Raw genomic sequence first — 13,505 nt, 5'->3', positions numbered from 1 at the left:
CGAGCCGCCGACCCGGCCACCCCGTGTGGCCCCGGTCGCGCCGGGCCCCTGAGCAGGCCACCTGATCGGCCGCCGGGCCCACCGCACACTTCCCCCGCACGCAGGCGTCCCCCGCGCCCGCGTATCCCCCACCCCCCTGGGAGGCATCATCATGGCTACCACTGTGCTGCGTAAGACTGTGCTGACCGCTGCCGGTATCGCCGCGACCGCCGGTGGGATCGCCGGCCCCGCGATCGCCGCCCACGCCGCCCACGCCGACAAGGCCACCGTGGTGGCCGACCGTAAGAGCGGCGAGCGGGAGTTGGACGTGCGCTACGAGGCGCAGCCGAACTTCTACTACTGCGGCCCCGCCGCCGCCCGCAACGCCATCAGCGTGCTCGGCAAGAACATCGACGTGCACGCGATGGCCAAGGAGATGGGCACCACCGAGAACGGCACCAACAGCATCAACGACATCACCCCGGTCCTGAACAAGGAGACCGGCAAGCCCTACCGCTCCGTCGAGATCAAGGACCGCAAGGCCGACGACAAGCAGACCGACAAGCTGCGCGCCGACATCGTCCGCACCGTCGACGACGGCCGCGCCGTGGTCGCCAACATCGCCGGCACCGCCACCGACACCGACGGCACCACCCACTCCTTCGAAGGCGGCCACTACATCAGCGTCGTCGGCTACCAGAACAACGGCACCACCGTCACCATCGCCGACAGCGCCAACCCGAACACCGCCTCCTACCGCATCAGCGTCGACAACCTCGCCGACTGGATCGCCACCCGCGGCTACAGCACCAGCTGAGCAACACCCGAAGGGCCGGCCCCGACAGTGGGGTCGGCCCTTTTGTCACCCCTCCGCGAGTACGGCGAGGATGGCCTCGCCGTACTTGGCGAGCTTGTTCTCGCCCACGCCGTTGAACCGGGACAGCTCGGCCAGCGAGGTCGGTGGCTCGGCGGCGATCTGACGCAGCGTGGCGTCGTGGAAGACCACGTACGCGGGGACGCCCTGCTCCTTGGCGGTGGCGGCCCGCCACGCGCGGAGCCGCTCGAAGACCGGTGCGGCGGCGGGGGAGAGGTCGGCGACGACGGTGGCCGCACCCCGTGGCTTCGCGGCCCGGCCGGACAGCGGCCGCTCCGGCTCCTTGCGCAGGGTGACCGTACGCCGCCGGCCGAGCACGTCCGCGCTGGCCTCGGTCAACGCCAGCGTGCCGTAGTCGCCCTCGACCGCGAGCAGACCCTCGGCGAGCAGTTGCCGGACCACGCCGCGCCACTCGGTGTCGCGTAGCTCGGTGCCGATGCCGAACGTGCTCAGCGCGTCGTGCCCGTGCTGGTCGATCTTGTCGGTGTGCTTGCCGAGCAGGATGTCGATGCTGTGCCCGGCGCCGAACCGCTGGTTGCGCTCCCGGTCGAGCCGGTAGACGGTGGAGAGCAGCTTCTGCGCGGCGACCGTGCCGTCCCAGGACTCCGGCGGGTCCAGGCAGGTGTCGCAGTTGCCGCAGTTCGACGCCCCGGTCTCACCGAAGTATTCGAGCAGTTGGGCCCGGCGGCAGCGGACCGTCTCGCAGAGCGCCAGCATCGCGTCGAGGTGGGCGGCGAGATTGCGCCGGTGCGCCAGGTCGCCCTCCGACGTCTCGATCATCTTGCGCTGCTGCACCACGTCCTGGAGCCCGTACGCCAGCCAGGCCGTGGACGGCAGCCCGTCACGGCCGGCACGACCGGTCTCCTGGTAGTAGCCCTCCACCGACTTGGGCAGGTCGAGGTGGGCGACGAAGCGTACGTCGGGCTTGTCGATGCCCATGCCGAACGCGATGGTGGCCACCATGACCAGCCCGTCCTCGCGCAGGAAGCGCTGCTGGTTGGCGGCGCGGGTCGCCGCGTCCAGGCCGGCGTGGTAGGGCAGCGCCGGGACGCCGTTGGCGACCAGGAACTCGGCGGTCTTCTCCACCGAGGCGCGGGACAGGCAGTAGACGATGCCGGCGTCACCCGGGTGCTCGTCGCGCAGCAGGCTCAGCAACTGCCGGCGCGGTTCCCGCTTCGGCACGATGCGGTACTGGATGTTGGGCCGGTCGAAACTGGCCACGAAGTGCCGGGCGTCGGTGAGTTGGAGCCGGGTGGCGATCTCGGTGCGGGTGGCCCGCGTCGCGGTGGCGGTCAGCGCGATGCGCGGCACCTGCGGCCAGCGTTCGTGCAGCATCGACAGGTTGAGGTAGTCGGGGCGGAAGTCGTGCCCCCACTGGGAGACGCAGTGCGCCTCGTCGATCGCGAACAGCGCGATCCTGCCGCGTTCCAGCAGGCCGAGCGTGGAGCGCACGGCCAGCCCCTCCGGGGCGAGATAGAGCAGGTCCAGCTCGCCGGCGAGGTAGGCCGCCTCGACCCGGCGGCGCTGTGCCGCGTCCTGGGTCGAGTTGAGGAACCCGGCCCGCACGCCGACCGCGGTGAGCGCGTCGACCTGGTCCTGCATGAGCGCGATCAGTGGCGAGACGACCACCGCCACGCCGTCGCGGACCAGCGCGGGGATCTGGTAGCAGAGCGACTTGCCGCCCCCGGTGGGCATCAGCACCAGCGCGTCGCCGCCGGCCACCACGTGCTCGATGATGTCCTGTTGGACACCGCGGAACGCGTCGTAACCGAAGACCCGGCGCAACACGTCCAGCGCGCCCTCGACCCGTTGCTCGGTGGGGGAGACCATCCGCGCAGTCTACGAGCGCCCGCCGACACGGCCCGCACCACCGGAGGGGCGTGGCGGGGCCGTCACCGCCCGCCTTCGGTGTCCCCGTCGCCCCACCGGAGCCCGTCGAGGCCGGCCGCGCGGTGGAAACCGGGGTGCCCGGTGACGTCCGCGCAGACCTCGTCGTCGGGGCCGACCCGGCCGCAGAAGACCGGCTCGATGTGGTTCCAGGCGTCGGCCCGGGACAGCAGCGCGCCGGTCGCGGGCACCTCCGGCCGCAGGATGGTCAGCCCTTCGGTGTAGACGACGGCCTGGTCGCGGGCCTCCTGCGCGTCGGCCGCCAGGTAGGTCAGGTGCAGCGTCCAGCGGCGCGGCATCCGGTAGGCGCCGGCGGGTGCCCCGTTGCGGCCCGACCGCCGCTCGCGCCCGGTCGCCCACGCGAGCAGACCATTGAGGTACGGGGAGAGCGGATCGGCCTTCGACAGCGCGTGGGCGATGGCGGCGCGGACCCGCTCGGACACGTCGGCACCGTCGAGCATGGCGGCCAGCTCCTGGTGGAAGTCGGGCTCGGGCCGGTCCCGCCGCAGCGGTCGATCGTCAGTCACCGAGTTCTACCTCTCCGTAGGCGTGTGATTGCTAAGAGCGTGGGCCATGCCACCAAAAAACACAACGTCGCACTTCTCTTGCATTCTTGACTGCGAGGGGAGAAGAATCGACTACTCACGGTGGAAGGGGTGGTGATGGCACAGGTGCCGAGCCCGACGATCAGAGCCCGTCGGCTGCGACGGGAGTTGCGTCGCCTGCGGGATCGCGCCGGGCGCACCGCCGAGGAGGTGGCCAAGATCCTCGGCTGGCACCGCACCAAGGTCATCCGGATGGAGCAGGGGCACTCCCGGGTGATGCCGAAGGACATGCCACCGCTGCTCGACCTCTACGAGGCGTCCGAGTCCGAGCGAGAGTCGCTGACCGCGCTGCTTCGCCAGTCCCGGCAGAAGGGCTGGTGGAGCGCCTACGGCGACGTGCTGCCGGACGACTACGTCGGCTTCGAGGCGGAGGCCACGTCGATCAGCGCGTTCGAGAGCCTGTACGTGCCCGGCCTGTTGCAGACCGAGGAGTACGTCCGCGCCATCGTCCGGGCCGGCCGCAGCACCGCCGACCAGGACGAGACCGACCGGGTGGTGGCGGCGAGGCTTGCTCGCAAGTCTCTGCTGTTCCGGGACCTGCCGCCCTCGTTGTGGGTTGTGTTGGACGAGGCGGTGCTCCGGCGGATGGTCGGGGGCCCGATGGTGATGCGGGCTCAGCTCGCGCGCCTGGTCGAGGCGTGTGAGATGCCAACGGTGGAGATCCAGGTCCTGCCGTTCACCGCCGGAGCGCACGCGGCGATGGGCGGAGCCTTCACCCTTCTGAGTTACGACGATCCGGTGCTCGACCCGGCGGTCGTCTACCTCAGCAACGACACCAGCACGCTGTTGCTGGAGGAGAGCCGACAGGTGGCGCGCTATAGACTCATGTTCGACCACCTTCGGGCCAAGGCGCTCGACCCTGACCGGTCTGCGGACCTCCTCACCCGGGTTGCCGCCGAGGTGCCGGACTGACTCCAACCGTTGGAGCGCAACCGATGGACCGTTCGGATCTGGCACAGGCTGTGTGGCGTAGGAGCAGCCGGAGCGGTGCGAACGATTCGAACTGCGTCGAGGTGGCAGACCTCTCCGGTGTGTCGGTGGTGCGGGACTCCAAGGACCCGGACGGCCCGGTGCTGTTCTTCGACCGGGGAGCCTGGTCGTCGTTCGTCGTCGGCCTGCGGCGCGGCTGATCGATCGCGGCTCGGCTCGCTGCCCCGATGCCGGCGGCATCGCCCCTGTCCGGTTGGATGACCGGATGGCGGTGAAAATCGACATCGACGCCCTGCGGGACGTGGCCGGGTCGGTGGCCTGTGCCACGGCTGACGAGTGGCGAGCCGCCGGTCAGCCGGCAGAGTTCGTGCCGGTCGGCGGGGGAGCGTCCGGCGTGATCCGGGAGGTCGGGAAGCCGCCGATCGAGGTCTGGGTGGGCGTGACGGCGGACGGCTTCACCGCCGAGTGCGAGTGTTCGCCCGGCGCGCGGCTGTGCGCCCACGCGGTCGCCCTGACCCTCCTTGCCCTGGAGAGCGGGTTGTCCTGGGCCTCGGCGGCCACCCCGCCGTCAGCCGTGGCCGTCGATCCCCGGGTCGCTGAACTGGCCGCACTCGCGCGGAGCATCCCGGTGCGGCGGCTGGCGTTGCTGGTCGCCGAGTGGGCGGCCACGGATCGGGTCCTGGAGAGCGGGCTGCGGGCGCAGGCCGGCCAACTGGAGGCGCTCACCGCCGGCGAGTTGGCCCAGGTCCGTCGCACGATCGACGACCTGGCCGGTGAGGCGACCAGCGGCCAGCAATGGGATCTGCACGACGTGGAGAAGGCCGGCCGGGCGATCGTCGAGGAGATCGAGGTGCTCGCCCAGCGGCCACCGACGGAGGAGGCGTTGCTGCTGGTCGAGCGGGCCGCCCGCGCCTGGGACGGCCTCTCCGGCTACCTGTACGACGCCTGGGAGACGTACGAGGAGGAACCGGCCGAGATCGGCGGCGCGCTACGGGCGGTCCACGTCCGCCTCTGCGAGCAGGTGCAGCCGGATCCCGACGAGTTGGCGGCCCGGCTTGCCGAGATCATCGCGGCGGCCGAGGTCGACTCCTGTCTCGACGAGCCATGGGACTACCTCGCCGCGCTCGGCCGTCAACGGGTCAAGGCGCTCATCCGTCGCCACTGACCCTCCGACCCGGTCCCCAGCGGGGGAGACGGAGCGCGGGGAGACGGACGAGCAGGTGTTCCGGGGGTCACCCCGTGGAATCCCGCCCGGGGTCGCAGCCGTTAGAGTCGTCGACTGACCATGCGCGGCCGACCGGCCGCGGCGCCACGGCTTGGGGGTACATCGGGTGAGCGAGGCGCGGACGGCGGAGACAGCGGTGGGGCGGCCGGCGCCGACCGAGGCGGAGACGTCCCTGGTGGTGGTGACCGGCCTCTCCGGCGGTGGGCGCAGCACGGTGGCGCGGGCGCTGGAGAACGTCGGCTACTACGTGGTCGACAACCTGCCCCAGGCGCTGCTGCTGGACATGGCCGAGCTGGCGTTCAAGGCCGGCGGCGCGGCCCGGCGTACGGCGATGGTGCTGGACGTGCGGTCGCGCGCGTTCTCCACGGACCTGGCCGGCGCGATCCGGGAGCTGCGCGAGCGTGGCTTCTCCCCCCGGGTGGTCTTCGTCGACGCCGACGACGAGGTGCTGATCCGCCGGTTCGAGAGCGTGCGCCGCTCGCACCCGTTGCAGGGCGACGGACGGCTGGCCGACGGCATCGCGGTGGAGCGGGCGCTGCTGGAGGAGGCCCGTGACCAGGCCGACGTGATCATCGACACCAGCCACCTGAACGTCAACCAGCTCCGCCGCCGGGTCGAGGAGCTGTTCGGCGGCGAGGACGCCCGCCGGCTGCGGATCACCGTGCTCTCGTTCGGCTTCAAGTACGGCCTCCCGCCGGACGCCGACTTCGTGATGGACGCCCGCTTCCTGCCCAACCCGTACTGGGTGCCGGAGCTGCGTGAGCACACCGGCCGGGAGGAGGCCGTCAGCGCGTACGTGCTGGGGCAGGAGGGCGCGGACGCGTTCGTCGCCGGCTACGCCGACCTGGTCAACGCCACCACGGCCGGCTTCGAGCGGGAGGGCAAGCGCTACCTGACCGTGGCCGTGGGCTGCACCGGCGGCAAGCACCGCAGCGTGGCGATCGCCGAGGAGCTGGCCGTGCGGCTGCGCGCGTCCGGCATCGCCGCCAACGCGCAGCACCGGGACCTGGGGCGGGAATGACCCCGACCAGGGTGGTCGCGTTCGGCGGCGGGCACGGATTGTCCGCGTCGCTGCGGGCGCTGCGGCACTGCGTACCCGGACTGGACCTGGACATCACCGCGGTGGTCACGGTCGGCGACGACGGCGGCTCCAGCGGCCGGCTGCGCGCCGAGCGCGGCGGCCTGCCCCCGGGTGACCTGCGGCAGGCGCTCGTCGCGCTCTCCGGTGACCATCCCGCGACCCGGCGCAGCGCGGCGCTGTTCCAGCACCGCTTCGCCGCCGCCACGCCCGCGCCGGCGCTCGGCGCGCCGCCCGCCGCGGTGGGTGACCCGCTCGCCGGCCACGCGGTCGGCAACCTGCTGCTGCACGGGCTGACCGAGCTGCTCGGCGATCCGGTGGCCGCGCTTGACCACGCCGGGGCGATGCTCGGCGCGGTCGGCCGGGTGCTGCCGATGTCCCGCCAGCCGGTGGGCATCGAGGCCCGGGTCCGCGGCGTCGACCCGGTGCACCCCGACGAGGTACGCACGGTGCGCGGCCAGCACCAGGTCGCGGTCACGACCGGCATGGTGGAGTCGCTGCGGCTCACTCCGGCCGCGCCGGCCGCGTGCGCCGAGGCGGTGACCGCGGTACGCGCCGCCGACTGGTTGATCTTCGGACCGGGGAGCTGGTACACCAGCGTGCTGCCGCACCTGCTGGTGCCCGGCCTGGCCGACGCGATCGTGTCCAGCCCGGCGCGGCGGCTGGTGACGCTGAACCTGGTGGCCGAGAAGGAGACCTCCGGGCTCTCCCTGCCCGACCATCTGGACACCCTGCGGCGCTATCTGCCCGAGCTGAAGGTGGACATGGTGCTCGCCGACTCGACGGCGGTGGGTGATCCCGCGGCGGTCGAACGTGCGGCAGAATCGCTTGGTGCCCGGCTGGTCCTCGCCCCCGTCGCCGTCGTCGACGGCACGCCCCGTCATGATCCGGCCGCCCTGGGCGCCGCACTGGTGCCGGTCCTGGGCGCCGATCGTTAGACACGTACGTAATCACCGGCGACACGCCGGAACCGGTCCGTGAGGGGGCGCTGGAATGGCGATGACGGCTGCGGTCAAGGACGAGCTGAGTCGGGTCGACGTGCCCAAGCCCTGCTGCCGGCGGGCGGAGATGGCTGCCCTGCTGCGCTTCGCCGGCGGCCTGCACATCGTGTCGGGGCGCGTGGTGGTGGAGGCGGAGCTGGACACCGGCGCGGTGGCCCGCCGGCTGCGGCGGGAGATCGCCGAGGTCTACGGCTACCCGAGTGAGATCCACGTGCTCGCCTCGGGCGGCCTGCGCAAGGGCAGCCACTTCATCGTGCGGGTGGTCAAGGACGGCGAGGCCCTCGCGCGGCAGACCGGCCTGCTGGACGTGCGGGGTCGCCCGGTGCGGGGCCTGCCGCCGCACGTGGTGGCCGCCAACGTCTGCTGCGCGGTCTCCGCCTGGCGCGGCGCGTTCATGGCGCACGGCTCGCTGACCGAGCCGGGCCGCTCCAGCGCGTTGGAGATCACCTGCCCCGGCCCGGAGTCGGCGCTCGCGCTGGTCGGCGCCGCCCGCCGGATCGGCATCACCGCCAAGAACCGCGAGGTGCGTGGCGTGGACCGGGTGGTGGTGAAGGACGGCGACGCGATCGCCGCGCTGCTCACCCGCATCGGCGCGCACTCCAGCGTGCTGGCCTGGGAGGAACGCCGGGTCCGCCGCGAGGTGCGCGCCACCGCCAACCGGCTGGCCAACTTCGACGACGCGAACCTGCGCCGCTCGGCACGCGCCGCGGTGGCCGCCGCCGCCCGGGTGACCCGGGCGCTGGAGATCCTCGCCGACGACGCGCCCAACCACCTGACCTCGGCCGGCCGGCTGCGGCTGGAGCACCGCCAGGCGTCGCTGGAGGAGCTGGGCGCGCTCGCCGAGCCGCCACTGACCAAGGACGCCATCGCCGGCCGGATCCGCCGGCTGCTCGCGCTCGCCGACAAGCGGGCCCGTGACCTCGGCATCCCGGATACGGAAGCGGCCGTCACGCCGGACATGCTCGTGGTCTGATAGGACGGAGGGGGCGACGTCACGCGACCGGGATCACCACCCGCCGCAGCGCGCCGCCACGCGCTCGGATAGGGTCGCTGCGTACGGCAAGGGGGCCGGCACAGGCACTCCTCGCCGCACTCACCGCCTCGGGCGGTCAGGTCTGGAACGGACCGCGGCGGGGTGGCCGAGATGACATCGTCAACGGCCGGCTCCAACGGTCGGCGCACACACCTCCGCCGGCTGTGGTCTGACGCCGGCGGACCAGAACGCGAGGAGATGGGACCTGTGACCATCCGGGTTGGCATCAACGGCTTCGGCCGAATCGGCCGTAACTTCTTCCGGGCGGTGCTGGCGTCCGGCGCCGACATCGAAATCGTCGCGGTCAACGACCTGACCGACAACGCGACGCTCGCCCACCTTGTCAAGTACGACAGCATCCTGGGTCGCCTCCCGCACGAGGTGAAGGCCAGCGCCGACGAGATCACCGTGGGCGGCAAGGCCATCAAGGTGTTCGAGGAGAAGGACCCCGGCAAGCTGCCGTGGAGCGAGGTCGGCGTCGACGTCGTCATCGAGTCCACCGGGTTCTTCACCGACGCCACCAAGGCGAAGGCGCACATCGACGGCGGGGCCAAGAAGGTCATCATCTCCGCGCCGGCGAAGAACGAGGACGTCACCGTGGTCATGGGCGTCAACCAGGACCAGTACGACCCGGCCAAGCACAACATCATCTCGAACGCGTCCTGCACCACCAACTGCCTCGCCCCGATGGCGAAGGTCCTCCAGGACACGTTCGGCATCACCAAGGGCCTGATGACCACCATCCACGCGTACACGCAGGACCAGAACCTGCAGGACGCGCCGCACAAGGACCTGCGCCGGGCCCGGGCCGCCGCGCTCAACATCGTGCCGACCTCGACCGGCGCCGCGAAGGCCATCGGCCTGGTGCTGCCGGAGCTGAAGGGCAAGCTCGACGGTTACGCGCTGCGGGTGCCGATCCCGACCGGTTCGGCCACCGACCTGACCGTCGAGGTCGGCCGGGAGACCACCGTGGACGAGGTCAACGCCGCGATCAAGGCCGCTGCGGAGGGCCCGCTCAAGGGCGTCCTGGTCTACAACGAGGACCCGATCGTCTCCGCCGACATCGTCACCGACCCGGCGTCGTGCATCTTCGACGCGCCGCTGACCAAGGTGATCGGCAACCAGGTCAAGGTCGTCGGCTGGTACGACAACGAGTGGGGTTACTCCAACCGCCTCGTCGACCTGGTCAAGCTGGTGGGTTCCTCGCTGTGACGATTCGTAACCTCGACGACCTGCTCGCCGAGGGGGTGTCAGGTCGGCGCGTGCTGGTGCGCGCCGACCTGAACGTCCCGCTCGACAAGCAGACCGGTGACATCACGGACGACGGGCGCATCCGCGCCGTGCTGCCGACGCTGAGCGCGTTGGTACAGGCCGGTGCGAAGGTGGTCGTCTGCTCGCACCTGGGCCGTCCGAAGGGCGCGCCGGACCCGCAGTTCAGCCTCCGCCCGGTCGCCGGGCGGCTCGGTGAGCTGCTCGGCGCCCCGGTGCACTTCGCCGAGGACACCGTCGGCGACTCGGCACAGTCGACCGTGGCCGACCTGGCCGACGGTCAGGTCGCGCTGCTGGAGAACCTGCGGTTCAACAAGGGCGAGACCAGCAAGGACGAGGCCGAGCGGGGCGCGTTCGCCGACCAGCTCGCGGCGCTCGGTGACGCGTACGTCGACGACGCGTTCGGCGCGGTGCACCGCAAGCACGCCAGCGTGCACGACGTGCCGGCCCGGTTGCCGCACGTGGCCGGCCGCCTGGTGCTGCGCGAGGTGGAGGTGCTCAGCAAGCTGACCGGGGCGCCCGAGCGGCCGTACGTGGTGGTGCTGGGCGGCTCGAAGGTCTCCGACAAGCTGGCCGTGATCGAGGCGCTGCTGCCCACCGTCGACCGGCTGCTCATCGGCGGCGGGATGTGCTTCACGTTCCTCAAGGCCCAGGGCCACGAGGTGGGCACGTCGCTGCTGGAGGAGGAGATGGTGGAGACCTGCCGGAACCTCCTGGAGCGCTCCGCCGGCAAGATCATGCTCCCGGTCGACGTGGTGGCCGCGGACGCCTTCGCCCCGGACGCCGCGCACGACACCGTGCCGGCCGACGGCATCCCCAGCCACCGGCTGGGGCTGGACATCGGCCCGGAGACGGTGGCCGGCTTCGCCGCCGCGCTGTCCCAGGCGAAGACGATCTTCTGGAACGGTCCGATGGGCGTGTTCGAGATGGCGGCGTTCGCCAACGGCACCCGCGGGGTGGCCGAGGCGATCACCAAGACGGACGCGTTCAGCGTGGTGGGCGGCGGTGACTCCGCCGCGGCGGTGCGCGCCCTGGGTCTGGACGAGTCCTCGTTCGGGCACATCTCCACCGGTGGCGGCGCCTCCCTGGAATACCTGGAGGGCAAGACCCTCCCCGGCATCGCGGCTCTGGAGAACTGAATGGCGAGCACCACCCGCCGGCCGCTGATGGCCGGCAACTGGAAGATGAACCTCAACCACCTCGAGGCGAACCTGCTGGTGCAGAAGCTGGCCGCGAGCCTGACCGAGAAGCAGCTCACCGACGTCGAGTGCGTGGTGCTGCCGCCCTTCACCGACCTGCGCACGGTGCAGACCGCGGTGGACGGCGACAAGCTGCTGATCGGCTACGGCGCGCAGGACCTGTCGCCGTTCCCGTCCGGGGCGTACACCGGTGACATCGCCGGGCCGATGCTGTCGAAGCTGGGCTGCGGGTACGTGGTGGTCGGCCACTCCGAGCGGCGGCAGTACCACGGCGAGGACGACGCGCTTGTCAACGCGAAGGTGGCGGCGGCGCTGGCGAACGGGCTCACGCCGATCCTCTGCATCGGTGAGGGCTTGGAGGTGCGGGAGCAGCTCCGGCAGGTGCCGCACTGCTGCGACCAGCTCGACGGCGCGCTGAAGGGCCTCACCGCCGAGCAGGTCACCCAGGTCGTCGTCGCGTACGAGCCGGTCTGGGCGATCGGCACCGGCAAGACGGCGACGCCGGAGGACGCGCAGGAGGTCTGCGGCGAGGTGCGCAAGCGGCTCGTGGAGACCTACGACGAGTCCACCGCCCAGCAGGTCCGGATCCTCTACGGCGGGTCGGTCAAGTCGTCGAACGTCGCCGCGATCATGGCCCAGCCGGACGTGGACGGGGCCTTGGTCGGGGGCGCCAGCCTCGACGCGGAGGAGTTCGCGCGGATCTGTCGGTTCCCGGAGCACACGGCCCGCTGATCGCTCGCTATCCTTGACGCTGCCCGTCCACCGGTCGGTGCCGCAGTGCCCGACAGGTCCGGGCAGTGATCGCAACGAGAGGACTGACCCCCGCCATGCCGATCTGGTTCGCCTACACGATGATCACATTGCTGGTCATCACCAGCGTGCTGCTCACCCTGCTGATCCTCCTGCACCGCGGTAAGGGCGGCGGCTTGTCGAGCATGTTCGGCGGCGGCGTCAGCTCCAGCCTGGCCGGTTCCTCCGTGGCCGAGAAGAACCTCGACCGCTACACCGTTCTGGTGGGGATCGTCTGGTTCGCGTGCATCGTCGGGCTCGGCCTCTGGCTGCGCCTCCAGATGGCCAGCGGCACCTGAGCGAGCGCGTCTACGCGTACAATCTGCGCGCGGTCCGTCACGGACCGCGCGCAGTTTTGTTCCGCCGCCCGTCGCCCGCCGCCGACCCCTTCCGGCGGCGGCCCCTCCGACGACAGGGAGCGCGCAACGTGCCCAGCAACAACGTCATCCGCGGCACCCGGATCGGGTCCGCCCCTGAGCGTTTCGACCAGCGGGCCGAGCCGGCGCCGCGTCGGCCGGTCGTCTACTGGTGCCGCCACGAGCACCGGGTCGAGTTCCTGATCGCCGCCGAGGCGGAGACGCCGGCGTCGTGGGACTGCCCCCGCTGCGGCGAGCCCGCCGGTCCCGACCCGGGCAACCCGCCGGGCCGCACCCGCGCCGAGCCGTACAAGACCCACCTGGCGTACGTGCAGGAGCGGCGTACCCCCGAGGAGGGCGAGGCGCTGCTGGCCGAGGCCCTGGCCGCCCTGCGCCACCGCCGAGGCCGCGCCTGACCCGAGGCGTCAAGAAGGGGCCCCTTCTCTACCGGAAACGTTAAGAAGGGGCCCCTCCTTACACCTCAGCGGAGGCTGCGGGCGCGGGGTGGGACGTTGGTCGCGGCGGCGCGGTCGAGCAGCCAGAGGGTACGGGAGACGCCGTGCACGCCGGCCGCCGGCAGTTGCACCGACCCGGCCCCGGCCAACGCCATGCCCACCGCCCGGGCCTTGTCCGTCCCGGCGGCGATCAGCCACACCTCCTCGGCCGTGTTGATCGTCGGCAACGTCAGCGTGGTCCGCACCGGCGGCGGCTTCGGGCTGCCGCGTACCGCGCTGACCGGGCGGCTGTCGTGGTGCACCGGGTGCTCCGGGAACACGGACGCCACATGCCCGTCCTCACCGACGCCGAGCATCAGCACGTCGAAGTGGGGGAGCGTGGCGTGCCCCGGCCGGGCGGCGGCGGCCAGCTCACGCGCGTACCCGGCGGCGGCGGCCTCCGGGTCGTCGCCGGCCGGCCCGTCCGACGCCGGCATCGGGTGCACCCGGGCCGGGTCCAGCGGCACCGCGTCCAGCAGCGCCGCCCGGGCCTGGGTCTCGTTGCGTTCCGGGTCGCCGGCCGGCAGGAACCGCTCGTCACCCCACCAGACGTCGACCCGCGACCAGTCCACGGCGTCCCGCGCGGGGAGCTGGCCGACCGCCCGGTACACCGCCGCGGCGATCCGCCCGCCGGTCAGCACCACCGACGCCTGACCGCGCTCGGCCTGCGCGTCGAGCAGCTTCACCACCAGCCGGGCCGCCACCGCCTGCGCCAGCAGGTCGGGGTCGGCGTGTACGGCGACACTCGCCTCAGTCATCCGTCGTGCCCTCGTGTCTCTGTGTGTC

At 72.1% G+C, this 13,505-nt stretch carries 15 protein-coding genes; 12 read left to right on the top strand and 3 right to left on the bottom strand.

Annotated elements, in window-relative coordinates:
* The first annotated feature begins 151 nt into the window (after positions 1-151).
* Complete coding sequence (locus tag TPA0908_RS08590; RefSeq protein ID WP_281936375.1) at positions 152-796, top strand: C39 family peptidase; 645 nt, start codon at positions 152-154, stop codon at positions 794-796.
* Positions 797-841: 45 nt separating this feature from the next.
* Here TPA0908_RS08590 and recQ read toward each other — a convergent pair whose 3' ends face one another.
* On the bottom strand, positions 842-2,683 hold the full coding sequence (recQ, locus tag TPA0908_RS08585) for a DNA helicase RecQ (protein WP_281936372.1): 1,842 nt from the start codon (positions 2,681-2,683) through the stop codon (positions 842-844).
* A 62-nt stretch (positions 2,684-2,745) separates the two neighbouring features.
* Positions 2,746-3,267 carry a hypothetical protein gene (locus tag TPA0908_RS08580; protein ID WP_281936371.1) on the bottom strand — a complete coding sequence of 174 codons (522 nt, stop codon included), beginning with the start codon at positions 3,265-3,267 and terminating at the stop codon, positions 2,746-2,748.
* 135 nt (positions 3,268-3,402) lie between these two features.
* On the opposite strand from TPA0908_RS08580, the gene TPA0908_RS08575 reads away from it, so the two are divergent.
* The 11 genes from TPA0908_RS08575 to TPA0908_RS08525 all read left to right on the top strand — a co-directional run bounded on the left by TPA0908_RS08575 (position 3,403) and on the right by TPA0908_RS08525 (position 12,641).
* Entirely contained in the window at positions 3,403-4,257 is an 855-nt protein-coding gene (locus TPA0908_RS08575; protein ID WP_281936369.1) for a helix-turn-helix domain-containing protein, read from the top strand.
* A 23-nt stretch (positions 4,258-4,280) separates the two neighbouring features.
* A complete protein-coding gene (locus TPA0908_RS08570) occupies positions 4,281-4,475 on the top strand; it encodes a DUF397 domain-containing protein (RefSeq protein ID WP_281936367.1) in 195 nt (64 codons plus the stop codon).
* Between the two features lie 65 nt (positions 4,476-4,540).
* Entirely contained in the window at positions 4,541-5,440 is a 900-nt protein-coding gene (locus tag TPA0908_RS08565) for a hypothetical protein (RefSeq protein ID WP_281936365.1), read from the top strand.
* Positions 5,441-5,606: 166 nt separating this feature from the next.
* Positions 5,607-6,521: an RNase adapter RapZ gene (rapZ, locus tag TPA0908_RS08560; RefSeq protein ID WP_281936363.1), complete on the top strand. Its 915-nt coding sequence runs from the start codon at positions 5,607-5,609 to the stop codon at positions 6,519-6,521.
* Complete coding sequence (locus TPA0908_RS08555) at positions 6,518-7,516, top strand: gluconeogenesis factor YvcK family protein (protein ID WP_281936361.1); 999 nt, start codon at positions 6,518-6,520, stop codon at positions 7,514-7,516. The genes rapZ and TPA0908_RS08555 overlap by 4 nt, the downstream gene beginning before the upstream one ends.
* A gap of 55 nt (positions 7,517-7,571) precedes the next feature.
* A complete protein-coding gene (gene whiA / locus TPA0908_RS08550) occupies positions 7,572-8,552 on the top strand; it encodes a DNA-binding protein WhiA (RefSeq protein ID WP_018788213.1) in 981 nt (326 codons plus the stop codon).
* Between the two features lie 267 nt (positions 8,553-8,819).
* Complete coding sequence (gene gap / locus TPA0908_RS08545; protein WP_107162499.1) at positions 8,820-9,824, top strand: type I glyceraldehyde-3-phosphate dehydrogenase; 1,005 nt, start codon at positions 8,820-8,822, stop codon at positions 9,822-9,824.
* Positions 9,821-11,020, top strand: coding sequence for a phosphoglycerate kinase (locus TPA0908_RS08540; protein WP_281936358.1), 1,200 nt, complete (start codon positions 9,821-9,823; stop codon positions 11,018-11,020). The genes gap and TPA0908_RS08540 overlap by 4 nt, the downstream gene beginning before the upstream one ends.
* Positions 11,021-11,812 (top strand): triose-phosphate isomerase, encoded by a 792-nt coding sequence (tpiA, locus tag TPA0908_RS08535; protein ID WP_281936356.1) that lies wholly within the window; start codon positions 11,021-11,023, stop codon positions 11,810-11,812. It abuts the gene before it with no gap.
* Positions 11,813-11,907: 95 nt separating this feature from the next.
* Positions 11,908-12,168: a preprotein translocase subunit SecG gene (gene secG, locus TPA0908_RS08530; protein ID WP_091420428.1), complete on the top strand. Its 261-nt coding sequence runs from the start codon at positions 11,908-11,910 to the stop codon at positions 12,166-12,168.
* A gap of 128 nt (positions 12,169-12,296) precedes the next feature.
* On the top strand, positions 12,297-12,641 hold the full coding sequence (locus tag TPA0908_RS08525; RefSeq protein WP_281936352.1) for an RNA polymerase-binding protein RbpA: 345 nt from the start codon (positions 12,297-12,299) through the stop codon (positions 12,639-12,641).
* Between the two features lie 65 nt (positions 12,642-12,706).
* Here TPA0908_RS08525 and pgl read toward each other — a convergent pair whose 3' ends face one another.
* On the bottom strand, positions 12,707-13,477 hold the full coding sequence (gene pgl / locus TPA0908_RS08520; RefSeq protein ID WP_281936350.1) for a 6-phosphogluconolactonase: 771 nt from the start codon (positions 13,475-13,477) through the stop codon (positions 12,707-12,709).
* Positions 13,478-13,505 lie beyond the last annotated feature (28 nt).

Source organism: Micromonospora sp. AKA38, from assembly GCF_027925725.1.
GTDB lineage: Bacteria > Actinomycetota > Actinomycetes > Mycobacteriales > Micromonosporaceae > Micromonospora.
Note: the sequence above shows the minus strand (reverse complement) of the source record. Positions and strands in the feature narration are given on the sequence as shown.

Bases quoted from the DNA above. Each gene is read 5' to 3' on its own strand.
- TPA0908_RS08590 (WP_281936375.1), top strand. From the start codon at position 152: ATGGCTACCACTGTGCTGCGTAAGACTGTGCTGACCGCTGCCGGTATC.
- recQ (WP_281936372.1), bottom strand. From the start codon at position 2,683: ATGGTCTCCCCCACCGAGCAACGGGTCGAGGGCGCGCTGGACGTGTTG.
- TPA0908_RS08575 (WP_281936369.1), top strand. From the start codon at position 3,403: ATGGCACAGGTGCCGAGCCCGACGATCAGAGCCCGTCGGCTGCGACGG.
- TPA0908_RS08570 (WP_281936367.1), top strand. From the start codon at position 4,281: ATGGACCGTTCGGATCTGGCACAGGCTGTGTGGCGTAGGAGCAGCCGG.
- TPA0908_RS08565 (WP_281936365.1), top strand. From the start codon at position 4,541: ATGGCGGTGAAAATCGACATCGACGCCCTGCGGGACGTGGCCGGGTCG.
- TPA0908_RS08555 (WP_281936361.1), top strand. From the start codon at position 6,518: ATGACCCCGACCAGGGTGGTCGCGTTCGGCGGCGGGCACGGATTGTCC.
- whiA (WP_018788213.1), top strand. From the start codon at position 7,572: ATGGCGATGACGGCTGCGGTCAAGGACGAGCTGAGTCGGGTCGACGTG.
- tpiA (WP_281936356.1), top strand. From the start codon at position 11,021: ATGGCGAGCACCACCCGCCGGCCGCTGATGGCCGGCAACTGGAAGATG.
- secG (WP_091420428.1), top strand. From the start codon at position 11,908: ATGCCGATCTGGTTCGCCTACACGATGATCACATTGCTGGTCATCACC.
- pgl (WP_281936350.1), bottom strand. From the start codon at position 13,477: ATGACTGAGGCGAGTGTCGCCGTACACGCCGACCCCGACCTGCTGGCG.